This is a genomic window from Salinarimonas ramus (assembly GCF_014645695.1).
In the GTDB taxonomy this organism is placed as follows: Bacteria; Pseudomonadota; Alphaproteobacteria; order Rhizobiales; family Beijerinckiaceae; genus Salinarimonas; species Salinarimonas ramus.
Window position 1 is genome coordinate 208507 of the sequence record NZ_BMMF01000006.1, and the last position, 21325, is coordinate 229831.

A 21325-nucleotide genomic window follows, 5' to 3' on the forward strand; every position below is an offset into this window, starting at 1 on the left:
GGCCCGGCACTCAACGGAGCCGCCGATGCGAAACGCGTATCCTCTCGCCCTCGCCGCCCTCTTCGGGGCCGCCCTCCTCCCCGCTCCCCCGGCGGCGGCGCAGGAGCGCCCGACGCTCACCGTCTACACCTATTCCTCCTTCGTCGGCCGCTACGGGCCGGGCGAGGCGATCGCCGAGCGCTTCGAGGCCTCCTGCGGCTGCGATCTCGAATGGGTCACCGCCGACGACGCGGGCTCGCTGCTGGGCCGCCTGCGGCTCGAGGGCGAGAGCACGACCGCCGACGTCGTGCTCGGCCACGACATGAACCTCGCCGGCGAGGCGCGCGACCTCGGCCTGTTCGCCCCCCACGGTGTCGAGACGGGCGAGCTCGACATGCCCGTCGCCTGGGACGACGAGACCTTCCTGCCCTACGATTGGGGCTACCTCGCCTTCGTCTACGACACGACGCGCCTCGATAGCCCGCCGGAGAGCCTGGAGGCGCTCTTCACGGATGCGGCGGGGCCGAGCGTGGTTCTGCAGGATCCGCGCACCAGCGCGCCGGGCTTCGGCCTGCTGCTCTGGTCGAGCGCGGTCTTCGGGGAGGGCATGGCGGACGCCTGGGAGGCGCTGACGCCGCGGGTCGTGACCTTCACCACCGGCTGGTCCGAAGCCTACGGCCTCTTCCTGGAGGGCGAGGCGGACATGGTGCTCTCCTATTCCACCTCCCCCGCCTACCACCGCGCGGTGGAGGACGAGACCCGCTACGAAGCCGCCCGCTTCGCCGAGGGGCATTACCTCCACGTCGAGATCGCCGGCATGACGACGACGACGGACGTGCCCGATCTCGCCCGCGACTTCCTCGCCTTCATGCTGGAGGAGGACTTCCAGTCCCTCATCCCCGAGGGGAACTGGATGTATCCGGCGAACCTGCCGTCGAGCGGGCTGCCGGAGAGCTTCGAGGGCCTCATCGAGCCCGGCGAGGCCTTCCTGTTCGACGCCGAGCGCGTCTCCGCCGAGCGGCGGGCGCTCATCGACACCTGGCTCGAGGCGACGACGCGGTGACGCGCCTCGCGGGTGTGCGCGCCCCGCATCCGGGGGCGCTCGTCGCCCTCGCGCTCGCGGGGCTCGCGGCGCTCGCCTTCGGCGCGCTTCTCGAGGCGGCGCAGGGACGCGCGGCGACGCTCGCGCTCGACGCCTATCTGCGCCGCGTCCTCGTCTTCTCGCTGACGCAAGCCGCGCTCTCGACGGTGCTCTCGCTCGTGCTCGGGGCGGCTCTCGCGCTCGCGCTCGCGCGGCGACGCTTCGTCGGGCGCGACCTCGTCCTCGCGGCGCTCGGCGCGGCGGCGGTGATGCCGGCGATCGTCGTCGTCTTCAGCGTGGTGGCGGTGTGGGGCCGCTCCGGCTGGATCGCATCGGCAATGGACGCGCTCGGCCTCGCGAGCCGTCCGGACCCGTTCGGCTGGCCCGGCATCCTCCTCGCCCACGTCTTCCTCAACGCGAGCTTCGCCGCGCGCATCTTCCTCGACGCGCTGGCGCGGGCGCCCGCCGAGCATTGGCGGCTCGCGGCGATCCTCGGCTTCTCGCCGCGCGCGACCTTCGCGCATCTCGACTGGCCGATTCTCAGGAGCGAGCTGCCGGGTCTCGCCGGCCTCGTCTTCCTCCTGTGCTTCACGAGCTTCGCCATCGTGCTGACGCTCGGCGGCGGGCCGGGAAAGGCGACGCTCGAGGTCGCGATCTTCTCCGCGCTGCGGGTCGAGCTCGACTTCGCCCGCGCGGCGATGCTCGCCGGGCTGCAGCTCGCCATCTGCCTGTCGCTGACGCTTCTCCTGCACTGGGCCGTGACGAAGGCGCCGGTCGCGCCGACCGAGCGCCTGCCCGCCGCCCGCCCGGACGCCGCCGATCCGCGCCTGCGCATCCTCGACGGCATGGTGCTCGCGATCGCGGGCGCGCTGATCGCGCCGCTCCTCCTCGCGACGCTGGAGGGCGTTCTCGCGCTCCCGCGTATCCTCGACGCCGACCTCGCCGACGCTGCCGCGACGAGCCTCGTCGTCGCCCTCGTCTCCGCCGGCCTCGCGTGCGCCATGGCGATCGCGCTCGCGGGCGCGGCGCAGGCGGCGCAGGCGCGACGCCGAACGCGTCTCGCCGCCGCCTACGACGTGCTGCCGGCCCTCGTGCTGGCCGTGCCGCCCTTCGCGCTCACAGCGGGGCTCTTCCTGGCGCTGCGCGGCCACGTCTCGCCGGCGCAGGCGGGCTTCCTGCTGCTCCCCCTCGTCAACGCCATCGGCGCGCTGCCCTTCGCCTATCGTTTCCTCGCACCGGCGCTGGCGACGAGCGCGGAGCGGCACGGCCGCGTCTGCGCGCTGCTGGGCCTCACGGGCTGGCGACGTCTCGTCGTCGTCGACTGGCCGATGGCGCGGCGCCCGCTCGCCGGCGCCTTCGCGGTGGCGGCGGCGCTCTCCTTCGGCGATTTCGGCATCGTCGCGCTCTTCGGCGGGGGCGAATTGCGCACGCTGCCCTACCTGCTCTACGAGCGGCTCGGGTCCTATCGCCTGGACGAGGCGGCCGCGATCGGGCTCCTCCTCGTGGCTGCCGCCTTCGCCCTCTCCGCCCTCGCGACCCGGATGGCCGATGCTGATCGTCGATGAATGCCGTCTCCTGTGGCCGGACTTCGAGGCGCGCTACAGCCTGCGCGCCGAGACGGGCGCGCTCGTCGCCATCGTCGGGCCGTCGGGCGGGGGCAAGACGACGCTCCTCTCGATGATCGCCGGCTTCGAGACGCCGCTCTCCGGGCGTATGTCGTTCGCCGGTCGCGATCTCCTCCCCCTCGCTCCGGCCGAGCGCCCGGTGGCGATGATGTTCCAGGACAACAACCTCTTCCCCCATCTCAATGCGGCGCAGAACGTCGGGCTCGGCATCCGCCCCTCGCTGCGTCTCGACGAGGCCGAGCGCGCCCGTGTCGCCGAGGCGCTGGCGGCGGTGGATCTCGACGGATACGGCGCGCGACGTCCGGGCGAGCTCTCCGGCGGCCAGCGACAACGCGTTGCGCTCGCCCGCGCGCTCGTCTCGAAGAAGCCGCTCCTTCTCCTCGACGAGCCCTTCGGCGCCCTCGATCCGGGGCTGAGGCGCGAGATGATCGCCATCGTCGACGACCTGCGCCGCGCCCGCGGCATCACCGTCCTGATCACGATCCACACGCCCGAGGACGTGCTCGATCGTGCCGCCAGCCTCGCTTTCGTGGCGCAGGGCCGCGTCCTCGTGCAGGATGCGCCGCGGCGCGCGCTCGATCCGGCGCGCGATCCCGCGATCGCCGCCTTCGTCGGTCACGCCGTGCCCGCGGGAACGTGAGCACGGCGTGATCGCCTCCCGCGTTACGATCCCGATCTCGGCGCGAAGAAGCGGCGACAACGGGAGAAGAGACCGATGACCGCCATGCAGGACACGAACGACGATCGCGTCGGCGCCGCCGCCTCCGAGACCACGAAGGCGCGAAGCCCGCTCAGGCGCTTTGGTCCCCTCGTCGGGCTCGCCGCAATGATCGCCGCCGCCTTCGCGCTGGGCCTCGACGAGTACATCTCCTTCGAGACGCTGCGCGCCAATTCCGAGCGCCTGCAGGACTTCGTCGCGCAGAGCTTCGTCGTCGCGGCGCTCGCCTACGTCGCGCTCTACGCGATCGTGGTGGCGGCCTCGCTGCCCGGCGGCGCGGTGCTGACGATGACGGGCGGCTTCCTCTTCGGCGTCTTCGCCGGCACCGCCTTCGCGGTGGTGGGCGCGACCATCGGCGCGACGGGCATCTTCCTCATCGCCAAGACCGCGCTCGGCGACACGCTGCGCGAAAAGGCCGGCGGCGCGGTGTCGCGGATGGCGGAGGGCTTCCGCAAGGACGCGTTCAGCTACCTGCTCTTCCTGCGCCTCGTCCCGGCCTTCCCGTTCTTCGTCGTCAACCTCGCGCCCGCCTTCCTGGGCGTCGGCCTGCGCACCTACGTCACGGCGACCTTCGTCGGCATCATCCCCGGCGCCTTCGTCTTCGCGTCCGTCGGCGCGGGCTTCGAGAGCGTCATCGCCCAGGGCGGAGAGCTCTCCGCCTCGGGCGTGCTGACGCCCCAGGTGATCACGGCTCTCGTCGGCCTCGCCGTGCTGGCGCTGATCCCGGTGATCGTGCGGCGCGTGCGCGAGGGGAAGGGGCGCGGGTGAGCGTCGGCGGCCTTACTCCGCCGCCTGTGCCCCCACTCCACCCGTCGTCGCGAGCCACGCCGCGAGATCCGCGCGCGCCCGGTCCGTCAGCGCCTTCTTCTTGGCGATGGCCTTGGCCGAGCCGCGCAGGCGCTTGCCGTTCTCCGCCTTGGGAAGGGCGGCGTCCAGCGGGGGGAAGAGGCCGAAATTGACGTTCATCGGCTGGAAGGAGCGGGGCTTCGCGGCCTTGATCTCGGCCGCCGGCGCAGCGGCGTCGCCCGCCTCGTCGTCCACCTCGTCCTCGACGGCGATGTGCCCGCCGGTGATGTGGGCGATGAGCGCGCCCATGGCGGTCGTCGGCGGCAGGAGGTCGAGGGGGCGGCCCAGCCGCTCCGCGGCGGCGAAGCGCCCGGCCATGAGGCCGACCGCCGCGCTTTCCACGTAGCCCTCGCAGCCCGTGATCTGGCCCGCGAAGCGCAGGCGCGGCGCGGCCTTCAGCCGGAGCGTCCCGTCGAGCAGGCGCGGGCTGTCGAGATAGGTGTTGCGGTGGAGGCCGCCGAGACGCGCGAATTCCGCGTTCTCGAGGCCCGGGATCATGCGGAGGATCGCGGTCTGCGCGCCGTATTTCAGCTTGGTCTGGAAGCCCACCATGTTGAACAGCGTGCCCAGCGCATTGTCCTGGCGCAGCTGCACGACGGCGTAGGGCTTCTCGTCGGGCTTGTGCGGGTTGGTGAGGCCCACCGGCTTCATCGGCCCGTGGCGCAGCGTCTCGCGGCCGCGCTCGGCCATCACCTCGATGGGCAGGCAGCCGTCGAAATAGGGCGTGGTCGCTTCCCACTCCTTGAACGCGGTCTTCTCGCCGGCGACGAGCGCGTCGACGAAGGCCTCGTACTCGTCCCGGTTCATGGGGCAGTTGAGGTAGTCCGCGCCGGTGCCCCCCGGGCCCGGCTTGTCGTAGCGCGACTGGAACCACGCGATCCCCATGTCCACGCTCTCGCGATAGACGATGGGGGCGATGGCGTCGAAGAAGGCGAGGGCGTCGGCACCGGTGAGGTCGCGGATCGCCTCGGCGAGCGCGGGGGAGGTGAGGGGGCCCGTCGCCACGACGACGCTGTCCCAGTCCTCCGGCGGCAGGCCTGCGACCTCGCCGCGATCGATGGTCACGAGCGGGTGCGCCTCGAGCGCCGCCGTCACCGCCTCCGAGAAGCCGTCGCGATCCACCGCGAGCGCGCCGCCCGCGGGCACCTGGTGGCGGTCGCCGGTGTGCATGATCAGCGAGCCGAGCCGGCGCATCTCCTGGTGCAGCAGGCCCACCGCGTTCGCCTCGGCGTCGTCGGAGCGGAACGAGTTCGAGCAGACGAGCTCGGCGAGGCCGTGCGTCTTGTGCGCCTCGGTCATCCGGACGGGGCGCATCTCGTGCAGGATCACGGGCACGCCGGCGCTCGCGATCTGCCAGGCGGCCTCGGAGCCGGCGAGGCCGCCGCCGACGACGTGGACGGGCTTGGTGTCGGAGGTGTTCGTCATCTCTCGTAGATGCGCGAGCGCTCCTTGTGCGTCAAGGCGTTCGGGTCACGGCGCTCGGGGCGCGGCGGCCTGCGCCTCGGCGAGGATGGAGCGGGCGAGCGTCGCATTGCCGTGCGCCATGCGCGAGACGAAGCGGCTCGCTGCCGCGCGAGCCGTGACGGGAGAAAGCCCGAACGTCTCCTCCAGGAACGTGCGGAAGGCTTCCGGGTAGGAGGGATGCGTCTCGAAGGTGCCGGGCACCGCGAGCCAGGCGAAGAAGGCGCCGCAGGTCTCCATGCCGGCTTCGATCGGGCGCCGTTGCGTCATCGCCCCCGACGCGAGCGCCGGCTGCAGCGCCTCGTGCATGGCGAGGCCGGCGACGCCGAGGAGGAGGGAGCGCTCCCCCGGCCGACGCCCGGCGAGGAGATCGCCGTGCGCGGCGCGCACGCCCATCAAGGCGCGAAACGCCCAATGCGGCCCTGCCGCCTCGTAGGCGAGATGCTCGGCCACCGCCTCGCGGCGCGCCTGCGGCAGGGCCGGTGCGGCGACGAGGAGCGCCTTCTCGGCGAGGGTGCGCGCCAGCACGCCGCGGGAGAAGGCGTCGGGCGCGATGCCGTGCCAGCCGTCGCGATAGTTCGCGCCGAGCATCCGCAGCTCCGGCTCCAGGGCGACGGTCGCGCGCACCGGCGCATCGGGACCGGCGATCGAGACGCGCCCGGCGCGGCCGCGCAGAGCCGGGTGATTGCGCGGGCGCCTGTCGCAGGTGAAGGCGGCCTCCTCCAGCGATGCGTCTGCCGCGATCACGCGGGCGATCGCCCGGCGGATCGGCTCCGGCGCGATCTCGGCCTGGATGGCGGGGACGCGGCGCGCGGGTGCCTGGTGGTCCGCGAAGCCGGCGGGCGCCGCGCCGCTGTTGTGCTCGCGCGTCGCGGCAGACGCCGCGGGCATCCAGCCGAGCGCAGCGGCGTCCTCGTGAGGCACGAGGCGAAGGATCGACGAATCGCGGCGCGGCATGTCCATCGCAGGCAATCTAGCATTTCTGTCGCCGGCGAACAAACGCTCCCGTCCGCGGCATGCGGTGCGCGACGCCTCAGCGGACGCGACGCCGAAAAGCAAGAACGCCGGCGCGGGTCACCCCGGCCGGCGTTCGCGGCGGCGCAGCGATGCGTCGCGTCTCAGGCATGCGCGAAGCGCTTCGCGACGTGGTCGATGTCGGAGCGCGAGAGGCCGACGTCGTTGAGCTCGCGATCGGAGAGGCGCTGCAGCTCGCGCACGGTCTGGCGATAGCGCTGGTAGGCGCGGATACGGGACAGGACCCAGGTGAGGAACATGGTACGGACTCCAGGGGAGGAACAGGGATTGCGCGACCCGCAGCCGGGTCCCGCGGGAGCGGGCCGGAAGCGCGTCGTGTTGTGCACTGCAATATGCTCTGTTCGACCTTGGGAGTAGGTGGAGAAAGTCGAAATCAGCCATGCGCCCGGCGCATGATCCAGCCGAGAATCGGTCACAAATCATTTACGGATGCGCTGAGCGGGACGCTTTTTGACGGTGAGTTGCCAATATTCCGCCACGCACGTTAAGAACGCAACCTCGGCGAGAGCCGCCGATCAACCCGCCCGCTTCGGACCGTAGGGCGGACGGGGGATCGCCATGTGCGCTGCACGCAAGGCTGCCGACCAGCGTTCGCGCAGGTCGTGGAAATAGGGCTCGCCCGCCTCGATCCGGAGGTTCACCTCAGGCGCGAGCGCGCCGGGACGCAGCACGAGCACGTCCACGGGCAGGCCGACGCCGATGTTCGAGCGCATGGTCGAATCCATCGAGATCAGCCCGATCTTGAGCGCGTCGTAGAGGTCGCCGCCGAATCGCACCGCGCGGTCGAGGATAGGCTTGCCGTACTTGTGCTCGCCGATCTGCAGGAAGGGCGCGTCCTGCCCGCATTCGATGAAGTTGCCGGCGGCGTAGATCATGTAGAGCCGCATGGGCCCGCCGCGGATCTGGCCGCCGAAGAGGAAGGACACGTCGAATGTGACGCCGGCCTCGGCCAGCGCCGGGCCGTGGACGGCGCGCACCTCGCGGATGGCGCGCCCGACGAGCTCGGCGGCCTTGAACAGGCTCGGCTGGTTGTCGAGCTTGGCGACGATCCCGGTCTCGGGATCCTCGATTCCTTCCTCGAGCAGGCTCACCACCGTTTGAGAGACGGAGAGGTTGCCCGCGCTCGCGAGCGCCAGCACCCGCTCGCCGGGCCGCTCGACGACCGTGAGCTTGCGGAAGGTGGAGACGTTGTCGAGCCCCGCATTGGTGCGGGTGTCGGCGATCATCACGAGCCCCTGCTCGACGAGCAGGCCGACGCAATAGGTCATTGGCGGGGCGTCCGGAGAGAGGCGGCGGAGCCGCGGGCGGCGTCAGGATTGCGACTGGGACTGCGAGGAAGACGGCGGCTGGTTGCGCCCGCCGCCACCGCCCGCGTCGCCGCCGCGCATGTCTGTGAGGACGAGGCGAACGGAGAGCGTCTCCGCTCCGCCGCCGTAGCGCGCGCCGCGCACGGGCACGCAGCCCGGCGCGTCGAGCCCCATGGCCACGCGCACGTGCGCTGGCCCGGCACAGACGCCGAAGGAGGGATCGAAGGCGACCCAGCCGAGACGCGGCGCCAGCGCTTCCGCCCAGGCGTGCACGTGGCCGTGCGTCTCGTCCATGACCCGGCCGTCATCCGCGTTCTCGCCCTCGTCGGTGTCGTCGCCCCGATAGAGATAGCCCGAGACGTTGCGCGCGGGAATGCCGAGATGGCGCGCCCCGGCGACGAAGGCGTGGGCGACGTCCTGCGGCAGCCCGCGACCGGCCTCGAAGGCCTCGGCCGCGCCGACGGCCGTTCCGGCCGGGCCGCGCCGCATGGTCATGCGCTCGCACAGAGCGGTGTTGAGCGCGTGCAGCGCGGCGAGGGGGTCGGTGCGCGCCTGCGCGCCGGCCGCTTCCTCCGCGAAGGTCGCGAGCGCCTCGGAGGGCGTCGTCATCTCGGTGGTGCGCAGGAAGTAGAGGTCGGGGGCGCGCTCCACGAGGCCGCGCACGACGCCGTGCGCTTCGTGCGTCTCCACTTCGCCTGTGACGCGGATCGTCAGGCGCTCCTCGGCCGTTTCCGCGGCGAAGCGGTGGACGATGTTGCCGAGCGCGTCCTCGCTCTGGCGCAGCGCCCCGTCGAGCGAGGGCTCGATGCGCCAGCGCACGACGTGCTGACCCACGTGCGGGCGCGGGGTCAGCCGCAGGATCTGGATGAGCCCGCGCGCGGGCTCCTCGTAGGTGTAGGTGGTCTCGTGCTCGATGCGGATGCGCATGGCGTGCCTCCCGGCGTCTCGCCCGATCCCGGACGGGAGCCCCTCAGGTGAGGTACTGCTCCGCGATGGCCGAGCCGAGCTTGTTGTTGTCGATGATGAATTCCGTCACCCATTCGTGCAGACCGCGGCCGAACACCTCCTCGATGCGCATGGAGGAGAGCCGCGCCGCGCAATCGCTGGCGTGGCGCTGCGCGGGGCCGCGCCGGCCGTAGAGGTCCGACATCAGGTCGAGATGGCGCACCAGGCTCTCGTAGCAGCACGCGAGCGAGCGCGGCATCTGCTTGTTGAGGATGAGCAGGTCGGCCACGAGCCAGGGCTTCACGCTCTCGCGATAGACCCAATGGTAGGCCGTGTGCGCCTGCACCTCGCGCAGGATCGTGGTCCATTGGAAGTAGTCGAGCGAGCCGCCCACGCGCTCCGTCGGCGGCAGCAGCACGTGATACTTCACGTCGAGGATGCGGGCGGTGTTGTCGGCGCGCTCGATGGAGACGCCGAGCCGCGTGAAATAATAGGCGTCGTTGCGCAGCATCGTGCGGTAGGCCGAGCCGTCGAAGTCGAGCGAGACGCTCTTCACCCATTCCAGGAAGCGGGCGAAGTCCTCGCGGCTCATGTCGGCGGCGTTGCGGTGCCGCTTGAGCTCGAGCCAGGCGCCGTTGATCGTCTCCCACATTTCCAGCGTCAACGCGGTGCGCACCGCGCGGGCGTTGGTGCGCGCGCGCTCCAGGCAGTTGCGGATGGAGGAGGGGTTGTGCGGCGAGAAGGCGAGGAAGTCGCGCACCGTGTCCTCGGTCACGGCGCCGTAATGCTGGCGGAAGATCTCCGCCGAGCCCGCCGCCTCGAGCGCGCTCTCCCATTCGTTGCGCTCGCCGTAGCTCGTCGGCAGCGCCGCGAGACGCACGGTCGCGTCGAGGATGCGGGCGATGAAGTCCGCGCGCTCGGTGTAGCGGAAGAGCCAGAACAGGCTGTTGGCGGTGCGTGAGAGCATGGCCTCGTCCGTGGGTGACGCGTGACGCGAGAGAGGGTGGGGGCGGGGGACGGCCTCAGCCGTCCAGCACCCAGGTGTCCTTGGTGCCGCCGCCCTGGCTCGAGTTCACCACGAGCGAGCCGTCCTTGAGCGCGACGCGGGTGAGCCCGCCGGGCACGACGCGGATCTCGTCGGCGCCCGAGAGGACGAAGGGGCGCAGGTCCACGTGCCGCGGCGCGACGCCGGAGGCGACGAAGGTCGGGCAGGTGGAGAGCGCCAGCGTCGGCTGGGCGATGAAGCCCGCCGGATCGTGCTTGAGCTTGCGCCGGAAGGTCTCGATCTGATCCTTCGTGGCGTGCGGGCCCACCAGCATGCCGTAGCCGCCAGAGCCGTTGACCTCCTTGACGACGAGCTCGTGCAGGTGGTCGAGCACGTATCTCAGCGCCTCCTCCTCCCGGCAGCGCCAGGTCGGCACGTTCTTGAGGATCGGCTCCTCGTCGAGGAAGAAGCGGATGATCTCCGGCATGTAGGTGTACACCGCCTTGTCGTCGGCGATGCCGGTTCCGACGGCGTTGGCGAGCGTGATGTTGCCCGCTTGATAGGCACTGAAGAGCCCGGGCACGCCCAGCACCGAATCGGGGCGGAAGGCGAGGGGATCGAGGAAGTCGTCGTCGATGCGCCGGTAGAGCACGTCGAGGCGCTTGGGGCCCTCCGTCGTGCGCATGTAGACGCGATCCTCGCGCACGAACAGGTCGGAGGCCTCCACCAGCTCCACGCCGAGCTGGTCGGCGAGGAAGGAGTGCTCGTAATAGGCCGAGTTGAATTGCCCCGGCGTCAGGAGCGCGACGGTGGGGTCCTTCTTGCCGGAATTGGGCGCCACCGAGCGCAGCGTCGCGAGCAGCGCGTCGGGATAGTTCTCCACCGGCGCGACGCGATGCTGGGCGAACAGCTCGGGGAAGAGCCGCATCATCACCTCGCGGTTCTCCAGCATGTAGGAGACGCCCGAGGGTGTGCGCGCATTGTCCTCGAGGACGTAGAACGTGTCCTCGTCGACGCGCACGAGATCGATGCCGGCGATGTGGCAATAGATGCCGTGGGGCACCGCGATGCCCTGCATCTCGAGCCGATAATGCTCGTTCTTGAGGATCAGCTCGGGCGGGACGATGCCGGCCTTGAGCGCCGTCTGCGGCCCGTAGAGATCCGCCAGGAACAGGTTGAGCGCCTTGACGCGCTGCTTGAGCCCCGTCTCGACCTTCTCCCATTCGGGCTTGGTGATCACCCGCGGGATGATGTCGAAGGGGATGAGCCGCTCCGTCGTCTCGGCGTCGCCGTAGACGGCGAAGGTGATGCCGATGCGCCGGAAGAACAGCTCCGCCTGGCTTCGCCGCGCGTCGAACACGTCGCGCGGCGTGGTGTCGAGCCAGCGCTTCAGCTTCCCGTAGGCCGCCCGGCAGGCATCCGGGCCCTGGCCGCCATGCATCTCGTCGAACGCCGCCATTCGCTCCCTCGTCGTTCCGAGCGCCCGCGTTCGCCGCGGGTCGCAATCGCGAGCGTAGAGGCAAGAGGCACGCCAGGGGAACCCCCCGCGAAAGGCGTATGGTCGCGCCGGGGCGTCGGCGAGTGGATTTCTCGCACCCTCACGGCGCGCGCACCGCCACGCTCGCGACCCCCGCGCCGACGAGGGCGGTGCCGCCCGCGCGGTTGACGATCCGCAGCACGCCCGGGCGCCGCACGAGGCCGCGGGCGCGCGCGGCGAGGAGCGCGTATCCGAAGGCGTTGGCGAAGGCGAGGACGAGGAAGGTGATCTCGAAGACGAGGAGCTGGGCCAGGAAATCGCCCGCGGGATCGAGGAATTGCGGCAGGAAGGCCACGAAGAAGACGATGCTCTTGGGGTTGAGCGTCGTCACGAGCCAGGCGTGGGCGAGCATGCGTCCCGGCCGGCTCGCGCCTCCGCGCTCGGGGAGGGACGCACCCGCGCCGCCGGCGCGCCAGAGCTGGATGCCCATCCAGACGAGATAGGCGGCGCCCACCCATTTCAGCACGAGGAAGGCCGTGGCCGAGGCCGAGAGCAGCGCGCCGACGCCCAGCATCGAGAGCGTCATCGCCGTGAAGTCGCCGAGCGCGACGCCCGTCGCCATCGGCAGCGCCACGCGCCAGCCCTGGCCGAGCGCATAGGACACGACGAGGAGCACGGTCGGCCCGGGAATCACGAGCAGGATCGCGGATGCGGCCGTGAAGGCGGCCCAGGTTTCGAAGGTCATGGCGTCGCTCCCCCTCGCGCGCGGAGGGGCGCTGATCGCCCGACTTCGCGTCTCCTCCGAGTGAAGACACGCCGCCGCGCGCTCCGCAACCGCCTCGCGCCAGCTGCCCGCGTGCGGGCACACGACGTCTCCACGTCCGCAACGACACGGGCCTAGGCGGCGGGCGAAAAATCGGTCACTCTCGGCTCTCCCCCGATACCGACCATGCATGCGAGACGATGCGAACCGTACGGGTAGAGGGAACGCCATGGCCGACACCACAGACGCCGATTTCACGGCCACGCCGCATCGTGCGGACGCCGCGCGCCCGCGCAGCGAGCCGATCGTGCGCACCATCACGCGCGACGACGTGCGCGCCGCCCTCTCCGAGGGCCTGAGCGATTTCCGCGCCGCCCCGCGATTCGGGCTCTTCTTCGGGGCGGTCTACGCGTTGGGCGGCATCGCCCTCGTGATCCTCACCGCCTATTCGGGCATGGGCTACCTCGCCTATCCCCTCGCCGCCGGCTTCGCGCTGATCGGACCGTTCGTGGCGGTGGGGCTCTACGAGGTCTCGCGCCGGCGCGAGACCGGAGAGGCGCTGGCCTTCGGCCCGGTGCTCGGCGTCGTGTTCAGCCAGTCGAAGCGCGAGCTCGGCTGGATGGCGTTCGTGACGCTGTTCGTGATGATCATCTGGATGTACCAGGTGCGCCTGCTGCTGGCGATCTTCCTGGGCTTCCAGTCCTTCGCGACGCTGGGCGACTTCCTCACCGTGGTGTTCACGACGCCCGAGGGGCTGATGTTCCTCGTCGTGGGCAACCTCGTCGGCGCGGTGCTCGCGGCGGCGCTCTTCTCGCTGACGGTGGTCTCGTTCCCGCTGCTGCTCGACCGCGACGTCGACTTCATCACGGCGATGATCACCTCGGTGAAGGCCGTGGTGACCAACCCCAAGCCCATGCTCGGCTGGGCGGCCTTCATCGTGGCGACGCTGGTGCTGGCCATCGTGCCGTTCTTCCTGGGCCTCCTCATCGTGCTCCCGGCCCTGGGGCACGCGACCTGGCGGCTCTACCGCCGCCTCGTCGAGCCGGCGCCCGAGAGCGCCGAGGCGGCGTGAGGCGCGCTCAGCTCTGGCCCTCGGGGGCGCCGTCGCCCGCGGCGATCTTTCCGGAGAGCTCGACGAGCGCCTCGCGCCACAGCTCCGCCGGCTGCGCGCCGGAGATCGCCCAGCGCCCGGCCACGATGAAGAAGGGCACGCCCGTCACGCCGATGGCGCGGGCGCGCTCCTCCTCGCGGGCGACGAGCTCGGCCAACTGATCGTCGGCGAGCGCCCGGCGGGCGTGCTCGCCATCGAGCCCGGCCTCGACGGCGCAGGCGAGGAGCACGGCCTCGTCGGTCAGATCGGCGCCCTCGTTGAAATAGGCCCGGAACAGCCGGTCGGAGACGGCGTCGTCGAGCTGCTGCGTCGAGGCGAAGGCGATCAGCGCGTGGGCGCGCCGCGTATTGGGCGTGCGCGTCTGCGCGCCGAAGCGGTAGTCGAGCCCCTCCTCGGCGCCGAGCCGCGTCATCTCGGCGTCGAGCGCGTCCGAACGCTCCGCGCCGAGCTTCGCCGCGCGATAGGCGGCGCGCTCCATGCCCTCGGACGGCATGTCGGGGTTGAGCTCGAAGGGCCGCCAGGAGAGCGTCACCGGAATGCCCGCCTCCTCGGCGCCGCGCCTGAGGCGTGCCGCGCCGAGCCAGCACCAGGGGCAGATCACGTCGGAGACGACGGTGACTTCGATCGGGGCGGCGGCGTCGGCCATGGCGGCTCTCCCTCGCATTGCGGACGCGCCGACCCTAGCCCCATCGCCGCCCCCGCGCACCCCCGGCTCTCGAAAGCGTGACGCCCGCATGTGCATGGGGAGCATCGGAGGAAAAGCCTCCTCTTGCGTCCGGCGCGCAGGCTTGGCATCAAGGTCCCGGCACAGAACGAAAGCGGAACTTCAGGCGGAACTCGGAGCGAGGGGAGGGCGGGCGATGGTGGTGCGCAAGCGCGTGTTCGACGAGGCGGAGCAGGCCGAGCTGCTGCTCACCCTGGCGCAGGCGCGAAAGGCGCTCGTGCATGCCGCCGAGCGGCTCCCGCGCCGCTCGGTGTCGCGGGCGGGGGCCGATCGTGTCGTCGCCAACATCGACGAGCTCGCCTTCCTCCTCACCGGCTCGCGCGAGCACTTCTGGGAGCCGCAGCACGCGACGCCGGGCGAGTGAGGTGGGCTCCAGGCGCGAGCCTCACCAGCCGATGGCGTCCGGCAGCCAGGTGGCGAGGCCGGGTGCCGAGAAGAGGATCACGAGCGCCAGCAGCTGGAGGGCGATGAAGGGCAGGACGCCCTTGTAGATCGCCCCCGTCGTCACACCCGGCGGCGCGACGCCCTTGAGGAAGAACAGCGCCCAGCCGAAGGGCGGGGTGAGGAACGAGGTCTGCAGGTTCATGCAGATCAGGATGCCGAGCCAGACCATGTCCACCCCCTCCGCGATGAAGAAGGGCAGGAACAGCGGCAGGGCGACGTAGGTGATCTCGATCCATTCGAGGAAGAAGCCGAGCAGGAAGACGAGGGCGAGCAGGAAGATCAGGCTCCCCGTCAGCCCGCCGGGCACCCACTCGAACATGCGCTCGACGAGATGCTCGCCGCCGAGCCCGCGGAAGGCGAGGGCGAAGAGCTGGGCGCAGATCAGGATGAAGAATACCATCGCCGAGATCAGCAGCGTCGTGCGCGCCACCTCCCACAGGAGGCGCGCCGAGAGCTTGCCCGCGACGAGCGTCATGAGCAGCGCGCCGATGGCGCCCATGGAGGCGGCCTCGGTGGGCGCGGCGACGCCGCCGACGATGGAGCCGAGCACCGCCACGACGAGGCCGATCGGCGGCACGACGACGAGGAGCGTCTTCTTCGCGAGCGCGCCGCCCGACATGGCGTGGCGCTCCTCGGCGGGGATCGCGGGCGCGAGATCGGGGCGAACCCGCGCCGTGACCAGGAGCGCGATCACGTAGATGCCCGAGAGCATCAGGCCGGGGATCATGGCGGCGGCGAAGAGCGTGCCTACCGATTCGCCGAGCACGTCGGCCAGGAGAATCAGCACGAGCGAGGGCGGGATGATCTGGCCGAGCGTGCCCGACGCGCAGATCACGCCGCAGGCGAGCGGCGTGGAATAGCCGCGCCGGATCAGCGCCGGCAGCGTGAGCAGCCCCAGCGTCACGATGGTGGCCCCGACGATGCCCGTCGCCGCGCCCAGCAGCACGCCCACGAGCACGATGGCGACGCCCATGCCCCCGTTGAGCCGCCCGAAGAGGTGGCCGATGACGTCGATCAGCTCCTCGGCGAGGCGCGATTTCTCGAGCATCACGCCCATGAAGACGAAGAGCGGGATCGCCATCAGCGTGTAGTTCGTCACCACGCCGTAGATGCGCGACGGCACGAGGTTGAACAGCATCGGCCCGAAGCCGGCATAGCCGAACACGATCGCCGCGGTCGCGATGGCGATGCCGACGGGGATGCCGATCATGATCAGGAGGAAGAAGGCGCCGACCATGGCGAGCGCCAGCATCTCGTTGGGCGACATCGGGTCAGCCTCGGGATCGCGTGAGGAAGGCGTGGCGCAGCGCGTGACAGAGGCCCTGCACGGCCAGCAGCGCGAAGCCGAGCGGCAAGAGGCTCTTCAGGGCGAAGCGCCAGGGCAGCCCGCCGGGATTGGGCGAGCCCTCGCCGAGCCGCCAGGACTGCGCCACGAAGGGGATCGAGAGCTTGACCATCCACGCGGCGAAGCCGGCGAGCAGCACGCCGGTGAGCACCTCGATCGCGCGCTTCGTCCAGGCCGGGAAGCGCTCGTAGAAGACGTCGACGCGCACCTGCTCGCCGGCGAGGAGCGCGTAGGACATGCCGAACAGCGCGATCGGCGAGATCAGGTGCCATTCGAGCTCCTGCAGCCAGATCGCGCCGGCGGACAGGAAGTAGCGCGCGAGCACGTTCCCCGCGACCAGGATCACGAGGACGATGCAGGTGAGCGCGGCGAGGCGGCCGAACAACGCGACCGCCCCCTCCAGAGCCTCGACGAGGCGTTCGAGCGCGTGCACGGGTCAGCCGCCCAGGATCGTGCCGTGCCAGGGACCTTCCGAGATGCCCGCCCAGCGATCGTGGTCGGCCTTGAAGGCCATGTAGCTGTCGTGGACCTTCTGCGAGACCGGATCCTTGGCCGATTCGGTGGAGAGCACGTCCGCCGTCACCTCGCGCAGGCGGTCGACGACCGGCTGGGGCAGCACGGCGGCGGTGACGCCGTGGTTCGTGACGAGGTCGGTGAGCGCCTCGCCGTTCACCGCCTCCGACCAGGTGACGCTCTCGAGCACGGTCGCCTGCGCGGCGGAGCGCACGATGGCCTTGAGGTCGTCGGGAAGCGCGTCCCAGGCGGCGCGGGAGATGGCGAGCTCGCCGGTGGTGGCCGGCTCGTGCCAGCCGGTCGTGTGGTAGAACTTCGCCGCGTTCTGCAGGCCGAGGCGACGGTCCTGGTAGGGCCCGACGAACTCGGCCGCGTCGATGACGCCGCGCTCGAGCGCCGGGAAGATCTCGCCGCCGGGCAGGAGGCGCGCGTCGACGCCGAGCTCGCCGTAGATGCGGCTCGCGAGGCCCGGGATGCGCATGCGCAGGCCGTTCAAGTCCTCCACCGTCTCGATGGGCTCGCGGAACCAGCCGGTCATCTGCACGCCGGTATTGTTGAGCGGGAAGGCGACGAGGCCGAAGGGCTCGTAGACCTCCTGCCACAGCTCCAGGCCGCCACCGTGATAGAGCCAGGCCATGTGGCCGAGGAAGCTCATGCCGAAGGGCACGGTGGTGAAGTACTGCGCCGCGAAGCTGCGGCCGGACCAGAAATACGAGTTGGCGGCGTTCGCCTCGACGACGCCGGAGACCACCGCGTCGAAACCTTCGAGCGCCGGCACGAGCTCGCCGGCGGCGAAGTGCTGGATCGAGAGGCGCCCCCCGGACATGGCCTCGACCTTCTCGATGAAGGCGTCCGGGCTGCCCGGGCCCGTCGTGTAGAAGGGCGAGTTCGGGCCGTAGGCGTTCGTCATGCGCCAGGTGAAGCTCTCCTGCGCCCGCACGATGGAGGGCGCCGCCACGCTCGCGCCGGCGGCGATGGCGCCGCCCGCGACGCCGCGGGTGAGAAAATCGCGTCTGTTCATCTCGGGATCCTCCGGTTTCGCGTCGCTCCGCCCCGAGGCCCGCACCTCGCGATGCGGGCTTCTTCCCCGGCCGTCTCTTCCCCTCGCGACCTTCCTCTACGGGAGGCCGTCTCTCGTCGGAGGCTGCTCTTGCACGCAGGATGCCAATTGACGCGTCCGGCCTGCGGAAAAGCACGTAGGCCGTCGCGCTCCCGCGCGATGGCGCGAAAGGCGACGGCCTCTGCTCGTCTCGCATGCACTTGCTATGGAACTGACATGTCAGTTCGCCCGCCGCCGCGTTCCCCGGGCGGGACGCTCACATCAGGGCGTCGAGGGTGCGGCGGGTGTAGTCCTCGACGTAGTCGACGAGGGCGTCGGACGCCGCCTGCGCCCGTGCCTCGTCGCCCTCTGCGACGGCGCGGCAGATGGCGCCGTGCAGGCGGCTCACGCGCGGGATGTCGCCGAAGCGCTCGAAGGCGAGGAACCAGAAGCGACGCGTCTGCGCCTGGATCGGCGCCATGGCGGCGGCGGCGTACTTGTTCTGCGCGCTCGCGGCGAGCAGCGCGTTGAAGTCCCGGTCGGCGGGGATGAACAAGGCCTCGTCGCTCGCGGCCTCGGCGGCGGCGAAGCGCTCGGCGAGCGCGGAGAAGCGCGTGCGCGTCTCGCGGTCGGCGAGGCGGGCGGCGCGCCCTGCCATGATGCGCTCGAGCCCGCGGCGCACCTCGATGAGCTTGAACTGGTCGGCGAGGTCGATCTCGGAGACGATGGCGCCCGCGCGCGGCAGGATGCGCAGCGTGCCTTCCAGCGCGAGGCGCTGCATGGCCTCGCGCACCGGCGTGCGGCCGATGCCCAGCCGCTGGGCCATCGTGTTCTCGGAGATGCGGCTGCCGGGCGCGAGCGCGAGGGTGACGATCATCTCCTCGAGCTGCCGATAGGCCTGCTGCGCCTGCGTCTCGCCGGGGCGCGGGCGCTCCGCCTCCTCGAGGCCGCCCGCCGCCGCACCGGCCGCGCCGGCCCCGCTCATTCCGCGGCGAGCCCCGGCTCCGCGGCGCCCGCGCCGATCGCGAGCGCGATCTCGGGGAGCACCTCCGCCATGGCGGCGATCAGGTCGCGGGCGATGGCGTCGAATCCGGGGCTGCGGGTGAGCGTGCGCTCGTCCATGTAGAGCGCGCGGTTGATCTCGATCTGCAGCGCGTGGCGGTGCGCGCTCGGCTCGCCGTAATGCTCGGTGATGAAGCCCCCCGCATAGGGCTTGTTGCGCGCCACCCCGTAGCCGCGCCGGCGCAGAGCTTCCTCGACCCGGTCCGTGATCAGCGGTGCGCAGCTCGTCCCGTAGCGGTCGCCCAGCACGATGTCGGCGACGCCCATCTCCTCGCGGGCGAGCGAGGAGGAGGGCATGGAATGGCAATCGATCAGCACCGCCGCGCCGAAGCGCGAGACGGTGCGCTCGAACAGCCGGCGCAGGGCGCGATGGTAGGGCTTGTAGAGCGCCTCGACCCGCGCCATCCCCTCCGTGACGGAGAGCTTGCGCGCATAGATCTCGTGCCCGTCGGCCACGAGCCGCGGGATGGTGCCGAGCCCGCCCGCGACGCGCATGGAGCGCGTGTTGGCGAAGCCGGGCAGGCGCCCGTCGAACATGCGCGGGTCGAGCTCGTAGGGCTCGCGGTTGACGTCCAGGTAGGCGCGGGGGAAGCGTGCGCGCAGCAGCGGCGCGCCCAGCACCGGCGCGTCGGCGAAGAGCGCGTCGACATAGGCGTCCTCCGAGCGGCGCAGCGCCAGGCCCGTGAGCCGCGCCGCCGCGAGGAAGGAGGCGGGATAGACGTCGCCCGCATGGGGCGCGTTGAAGACGAAGGGCGCGCTCTGGTGCGCCGGCGCGTCGACCACGAAGGCGGGCGCGAAGTCCGGATCGAGATCGGCGTCGCGCACGAGGTCGGTGCCGAGATCGCGATGGCCGGTTTCCATGTCGAGGCGAGCGGGCATGCGGCCTTGCGGATCTCCGATGGTCGGGCGGGCGAGAGGCCGAGGACCCGGCGCTCGCGGAACGCTTGAAGATGGGGCTTCCTCCGCCATCTGTCCATGGCACGTTTGCGCGCGGGCGCGGCGGCGGCCACGAAGAACGCGGTGGAGAGCCTCCACGCGCGCAACGGCTTCACGGGCTGTTTACGGCCCCGCGGCTTTATGGAACAACGATACCCGATTCGCGCGACAGCCCATCCGGACCGAAGATGAAGATTCTCCTCGCGGAAGACGACGACGACATGCGCCGGTTCCTCGCCAAGGCCCTGCAGAACGCGGGCTACGAGGTGGTGAGCTTCGACAACGGCCTTTCGGCCTACAATCGCCTGCGCGAGGAGCCCTTCGAGCTCCTGCTCACGGACATCGTGATGCCCGAGATGGACGGGATCGAGCTGGCGCGCCGCGCGACCGAGCTCGACCCCGACATCAAGGTGATGTTCATCACGGGCTTCGCGGCGGTGGCGCTCAACCCCGACACCCAGGCCCCGAAGGACGCCAAGGTCCTCTCCAAGCCCTTCCACCTCAAGGATCTCGTCAACGAGGTGGAGAAGCTGCTCGCGGCCTGACGCCGGCCCGTTTGCGGCCGTCCGCGGGGGCCGTGCGGGAGACAGCGAGATCGGCGTATTTTGCCGCTTGCATCCCTCGAACGCCTCCGCTATACGGCCCTCCTCACCGGCGGCGCTCACCCGAAGTCGCCGGTCTCTAGAGGGCGCGTAGCTCAGCGGGAGAGCACTACGTTGACATCGTAGGGGTCACAGGTTCAATCCCTGTCGCGCCCACCAGATTTTCCGAGTGATGAAGTAGCTTAGCTTCTGCGCATCGTTCCGGCCGAAACTTCGATGAAAGAAATCGATAACGGTCACAGCGAACAACTTTGGCTGACAGGCGTCACTTCAATCTCTAGACCATTAGTTCAAAGCCAGTACGGTTGAGCGCTCACATCTTCGGCTTGCGACGAGAGGCTTGCCATGCCCTACACGAGAGGGTGTGGCAGAATTGATTATTTGCTGCTATATCAAGATAGTTTGACTTCCGGGGCGTTCGGATGGATCGGAGTGTTGTGTCCTTTGAGCAGGCAGAAGGCGTGGAGCCGCTGCCGACCCAGTTGCAGCTTAAGCAGCTAACCCAAGAGTTAAGGGCGTTGCTCTGGGCGGTCATTGTTAATTCGACCGAGCGTAGCGCGACCGAAGCGATGACCGGGTACATGGGAACCACTCTTGTGTTCTCCGCGCAGAGCGCATGGGGGCGCATACTTAGAGATAAGCACGTTTTACGGGATCATTTACCGATCGACGAATTTGATTCTGATTTTCATTTTCAGATGGAGAGTTTGAAGAAGATCTTTTGGGAAGGAGACTACGTCTTGGTCTTTGGAACCCTGCAGTGGATTTTGAGGCATGCAAGTTGTCCGCCGAACCTTGCTCGAGGCGTCGATTTCTGTCTGCAGCGTGCGAGGGCTGCTTATCGAGTGATCGATGGTCGGACAGTCGCTCCGATCGCATCAGAGCATGAGCGAGACGCGTTGCTTCAGGCGCTGACGACGTCGCATGAGGCAGGTTTGGAGGGTGCTCGAGCTCATCTGCGAAATGCTGCAGGGGCGGCGTCCGAAGGGTCATACGCTGACAGCGTTCGAGAGAGCATAAGCTCGGTTGAGTCAGTCGTGCGAGTCATGGCTCCAAATAAAAGCCTAGCTAATGCCCTTGCAGAGCTGCAGAAGACGTCTCATGTACATCCTGCGATGAAATCCGCCTTTGAAAAACTCTATGGATACGCAAGCGATGAGCAGGGCATTCGTCATTCGTTGCTTCTAGATGGAGACAGTAAAGTCGATGAAGGCGACGCGTTGTTCATGCTTGGCGCATGTGCGTCTTTTGTCACGTACTTGATTTCGAAGGGGCGGGCGGCGGGAGCGTTGAAATCTGATGCTTGACGCGTGCCGCCTCGGCACGC

At 70.2% G+C, this 21325-nt stretch carries 22 protein-coding genes and 1 tRNA gene; 9 read left to right on the top strand and 14 right to left on the bottom strand.

The genetic code is table 11. The annotated features are described in order from the left end of the window. Positions 1-25 precede the first annotated feature (25 nt). The 4 genes from thiB to IEX89_RS12090 all read left to right on the top strand — a co-directional run bounded on the left by thiB (position 26) and on the right by IEX89_RS12090 (position 4171). Positions 26-1042: a thiamine ABC transporter substrate binding subunit gene (gene thiB, locus IEX89_RS12075; RefSeq protein WP_188913225.1), complete on the top strand. Its 1017-nt coding sequence runs from the start codon at positions 26-28 to the stop codon at positions 1040-1042. Further along, positions 1039-2625, top strand: a complete 1587-nt coding sequence (locus tag IEX89_RS12080) for an ABC transporter permease subunit (protein ID WP_188913227.1) — start codon at positions 1039-1041, stop codon at positions 2623-2625. Before thiB ends, IEX89_RS12080 begins: the two co-directional genes overlap by 4 nt. Beyond that, positions 2609-3325, top strand: a complete 717-nt coding sequence (locus tag IEX89_RS12085; protein WP_188913229.1) for a thiamine ABC transporter ATP-binding protein — start codon at positions 2609-2611, stop codon at positions 3323-3325. The genes IEX89_RS12080 and IEX89_RS12085 overlap by 17 nt, the downstream gene beginning before the upstream one ends. Positions 3326-3400: 75 nt before the next feature. Beyond that, the gene (locus IEX89_RS12090) at positions 3401-4171 is read left to right on the top strand and encodes a TVP38/TMEM64 family protein (protein WP_244645332.1); all 771 of its coding nucleotides are present in this window, start codon (positions 3401-3403) and stop codon (positions 4169-4171) included. Between the two features lie 12 nt (positions 4172-4183). Here the strand turns inward: IEX89_RS12090 and trmFO are convergent, their stop codons facing one another. The 8 genes from trmFO to IEX89_RS12130 form a co-directional block, all read right to left on the bottom strand. Beyond that, the gene (gene trmFO, locus IEX89_RS12095) at positions 4184-5674 is read right to left on the bottom strand and encodes a methylenetetrahydrofolate--tRNA-(uracil(54)-C(5))-methyltransferase (FADH(2)-oxidizing) TrmFO (protein WP_188913231.1); all 1491 of its coding nucleotides are present in this window, start codon (positions 5672-5674) and stop codon (positions 4184-4186) included. Positions 5675-5719: 45 nt separating this feature from the next. Then, positions 5720-6673 carry a hypothetical protein gene (locus tag IEX89_RS12100; protein WP_188913233.1) on the bottom strand — a complete coding sequence of 318 codons (954 nt, stop codon included), beginning with the start codon at positions 6671-6673 and terminating at the stop codon, positions 5720-5722. 155 nt (positions 6674-6828) lie between these two features. Beyond that, positions 6829-6984 carry a DUF1127 domain-containing protein gene (locus IEX89_RS12105; RefSeq protein ID WP_188913235.1) on the bottom strand — a complete coding sequence of 52 codons (156 nt, stop codon included), beginning with the start codon at positions 6982-6984 and terminating at the stop codon, positions 6829-6831. A gap of 276 nt (positions 6985-7260) precedes the next feature. Then, complete coding sequence (locus IEX89_RS12110; RefSeq protein WP_188913237.1) at positions 7261-8013, bottom strand: proteasome-type protease; 753 nt, start codon at positions 8011-8013, stop codon at positions 7261-7263. Positions 8014-8055: 42 nt separating this feature from the next. Next, entirely contained in the window at positions 8056-8979 is a 924-nt protein-coding gene (locus tag IEX89_RS12115) for a transglutaminase family protein (protein ID WP_188913239.1), read from the bottom strand. Between the two features lie 43 nt (positions 8980-9022). Beyond that, positions 9023-9964 carry an alpha-E domain-containing protein gene (locus IEX89_RS12120; RefSeq protein ID WP_188913240.1) on the bottom strand — a complete coding sequence of 314 codons (942 nt, stop codon included), beginning with the start codon at positions 9962-9964 and terminating at the stop codon, positions 9023-9025. Between the two features lie 55 nt (positions 9965-10019). After that, entirely contained in the window at positions 10020-11441 is a 1422-nt protein-coding gene (locus tag IEX89_RS12125) for a circularly permuted type 2 ATP-grasp protein (RefSeq protein ID WP_188913242.1), read from the bottom strand. A gap of 139 nt (positions 11442-11580) precedes the next feature. Then, entirely contained in the window at positions 11581-12204 is a 624-nt protein-coding gene (locus IEX89_RS12130; RefSeq protein ID WP_188913243.1) for a LysE family translocator, read from the bottom strand. A 247-nt stretch (positions 12205-12451) separates the two neighbouring features. Between IEX89_RS12130 and IEX89_RS12135 the strand changes: the two genes are divergently transcribed. Continuing rightward, positions 12452-13294 carry a DUF2189 domain-containing protein gene (locus IEX89_RS12135; RefSeq protein ID WP_188913245.1) on the top strand — a complete coding sequence of 281 codons (843 nt, stop codon included), beginning with the start codon at positions 12452-12454 and terminating at the stop codon, positions 13292-13294. Between the two features lie 7 nt (positions 13295-13301). On the opposite strand, the gene IEX89_RS12140 is transcribed toward IEX89_RS12135, so the two are convergent. Continuing rightward, on the bottom strand, positions 13302-13979 hold the full coding sequence (locus IEX89_RS12140) for a DsbA family oxidoreductase (protein WP_188913247.1): 678 nt from the start codon (positions 13977-13979) through the stop codon (positions 13302-13304). 214 nt (positions 13980-14193) lie between these two features. On the opposite strand from IEX89_RS12140, the gene IEX89_RS12145 reads away from it, so the two are divergent. Then, positions 14194-14421: a hypothetical protein gene (locus IEX89_RS12145; RefSeq protein ID WP_188913249.1), complete on the top strand. Its 228-nt coding sequence runs from the start codon at positions 14194-14196 to the stop codon at positions 14419-14421. 21 nt (positions 14422-14442) lie between these two features. Here IEX89_RS12145 and IEX89_RS12150 read toward each other — a convergent pair whose 3' ends face one another. From IEX89_RS12150 to IEX89_RS12170, 5 genes are all read right to left on the bottom strand, one after another. Further along, on the bottom strand, positions 14443-15768 hold the full coding sequence (locus IEX89_RS12150; RefSeq protein WP_188913251.1) for a TRAP transporter large permease: 1326 nt from the start codon (positions 15766-15768) through the stop codon (positions 14443-14445). Between the two features lie 4 nt (positions 15769-15772). Then, a complete protein-coding gene (locus tag IEX89_RS12155; protein WP_188913253.1) occupies positions 15773-16279 on the bottom strand; it encodes a TRAP transporter small permease subunit in 507 nt (168 codons plus the stop codon). A 3-nt stretch (positions 16280-16282) separates the two neighbouring features. Continuing rightward, on the bottom strand, positions 16283-17380 hold the full coding sequence (locus tag IEX89_RS12160) for a TRAP transporter substrate-binding protein (protein ID WP_188913255.1): 1098 nt from the start codon (positions 17378-17380) through the stop codon (positions 16283-16285). A gap of 295 nt (positions 17381-17675) precedes the next feature. Then, on the bottom strand, positions 17676-18383 hold the full coding sequence (locus tag IEX89_RS12165; RefSeq protein ID WP_188913257.1) for a GntR family transcriptional regulator: 708 nt from the start codon (positions 18381-18383) through the stop codon (positions 17676-17678). Further along, the gene (locus IEX89_RS12170; RefSeq protein ID WP_244645334.1) at positions 18380-19339 is read right to left on the bottom strand and encodes an N-formylglutamate amidohydrolase; all 960 of its coding nucleotides are present in this window, start codon (positions 19337-19339) and stop codon (positions 18380-18382) included. Before IEX89_RS12170 ends, IEX89_RS12165 begins: the two co-directional genes overlap by 4 nt. A gap of 245 nt (positions 19340-19584) precedes the next feature. Here IEX89_RS12170 and cpdR point away from each other — a divergent pair, with 245 nt between their 5' ends. The 3 genes from cpdR to IEX89_RS12185 all read left to right on the top strand — a co-directional run bounded on the left by cpdR (position 19585) and on the right by IEX89_RS12185 (position 21305). Continuing rightward, on the top strand, positions 19585-19941 hold the full coding sequence (gene cpdR / locus IEX89_RS12175) for a cell cycle two-component system response regulator CpdR (RefSeq protein WP_188913259.1): 357 nt from the start codon (positions 19585-19587) through the stop codon (positions 19939-19941). Between the two features lie 141 nt (positions 19942-20082). Beyond that, positions 20083-20157, top strand: a tRNA-Val gene (locus IEX89_RS12180). 278 nt (positions 20158-20435) lie between these two features. Continuing rightward, positions 20436-21305 (top strand): hypothetical protein, encoded by an 870-nt coding sequence (locus IEX89_RS12185; protein WP_188913261.1) that lies wholly within the window; start codon positions 20436-20438, stop codon positions 21303-21305. Positions 21306-21325: the final 20 nt, after the last annotated feature.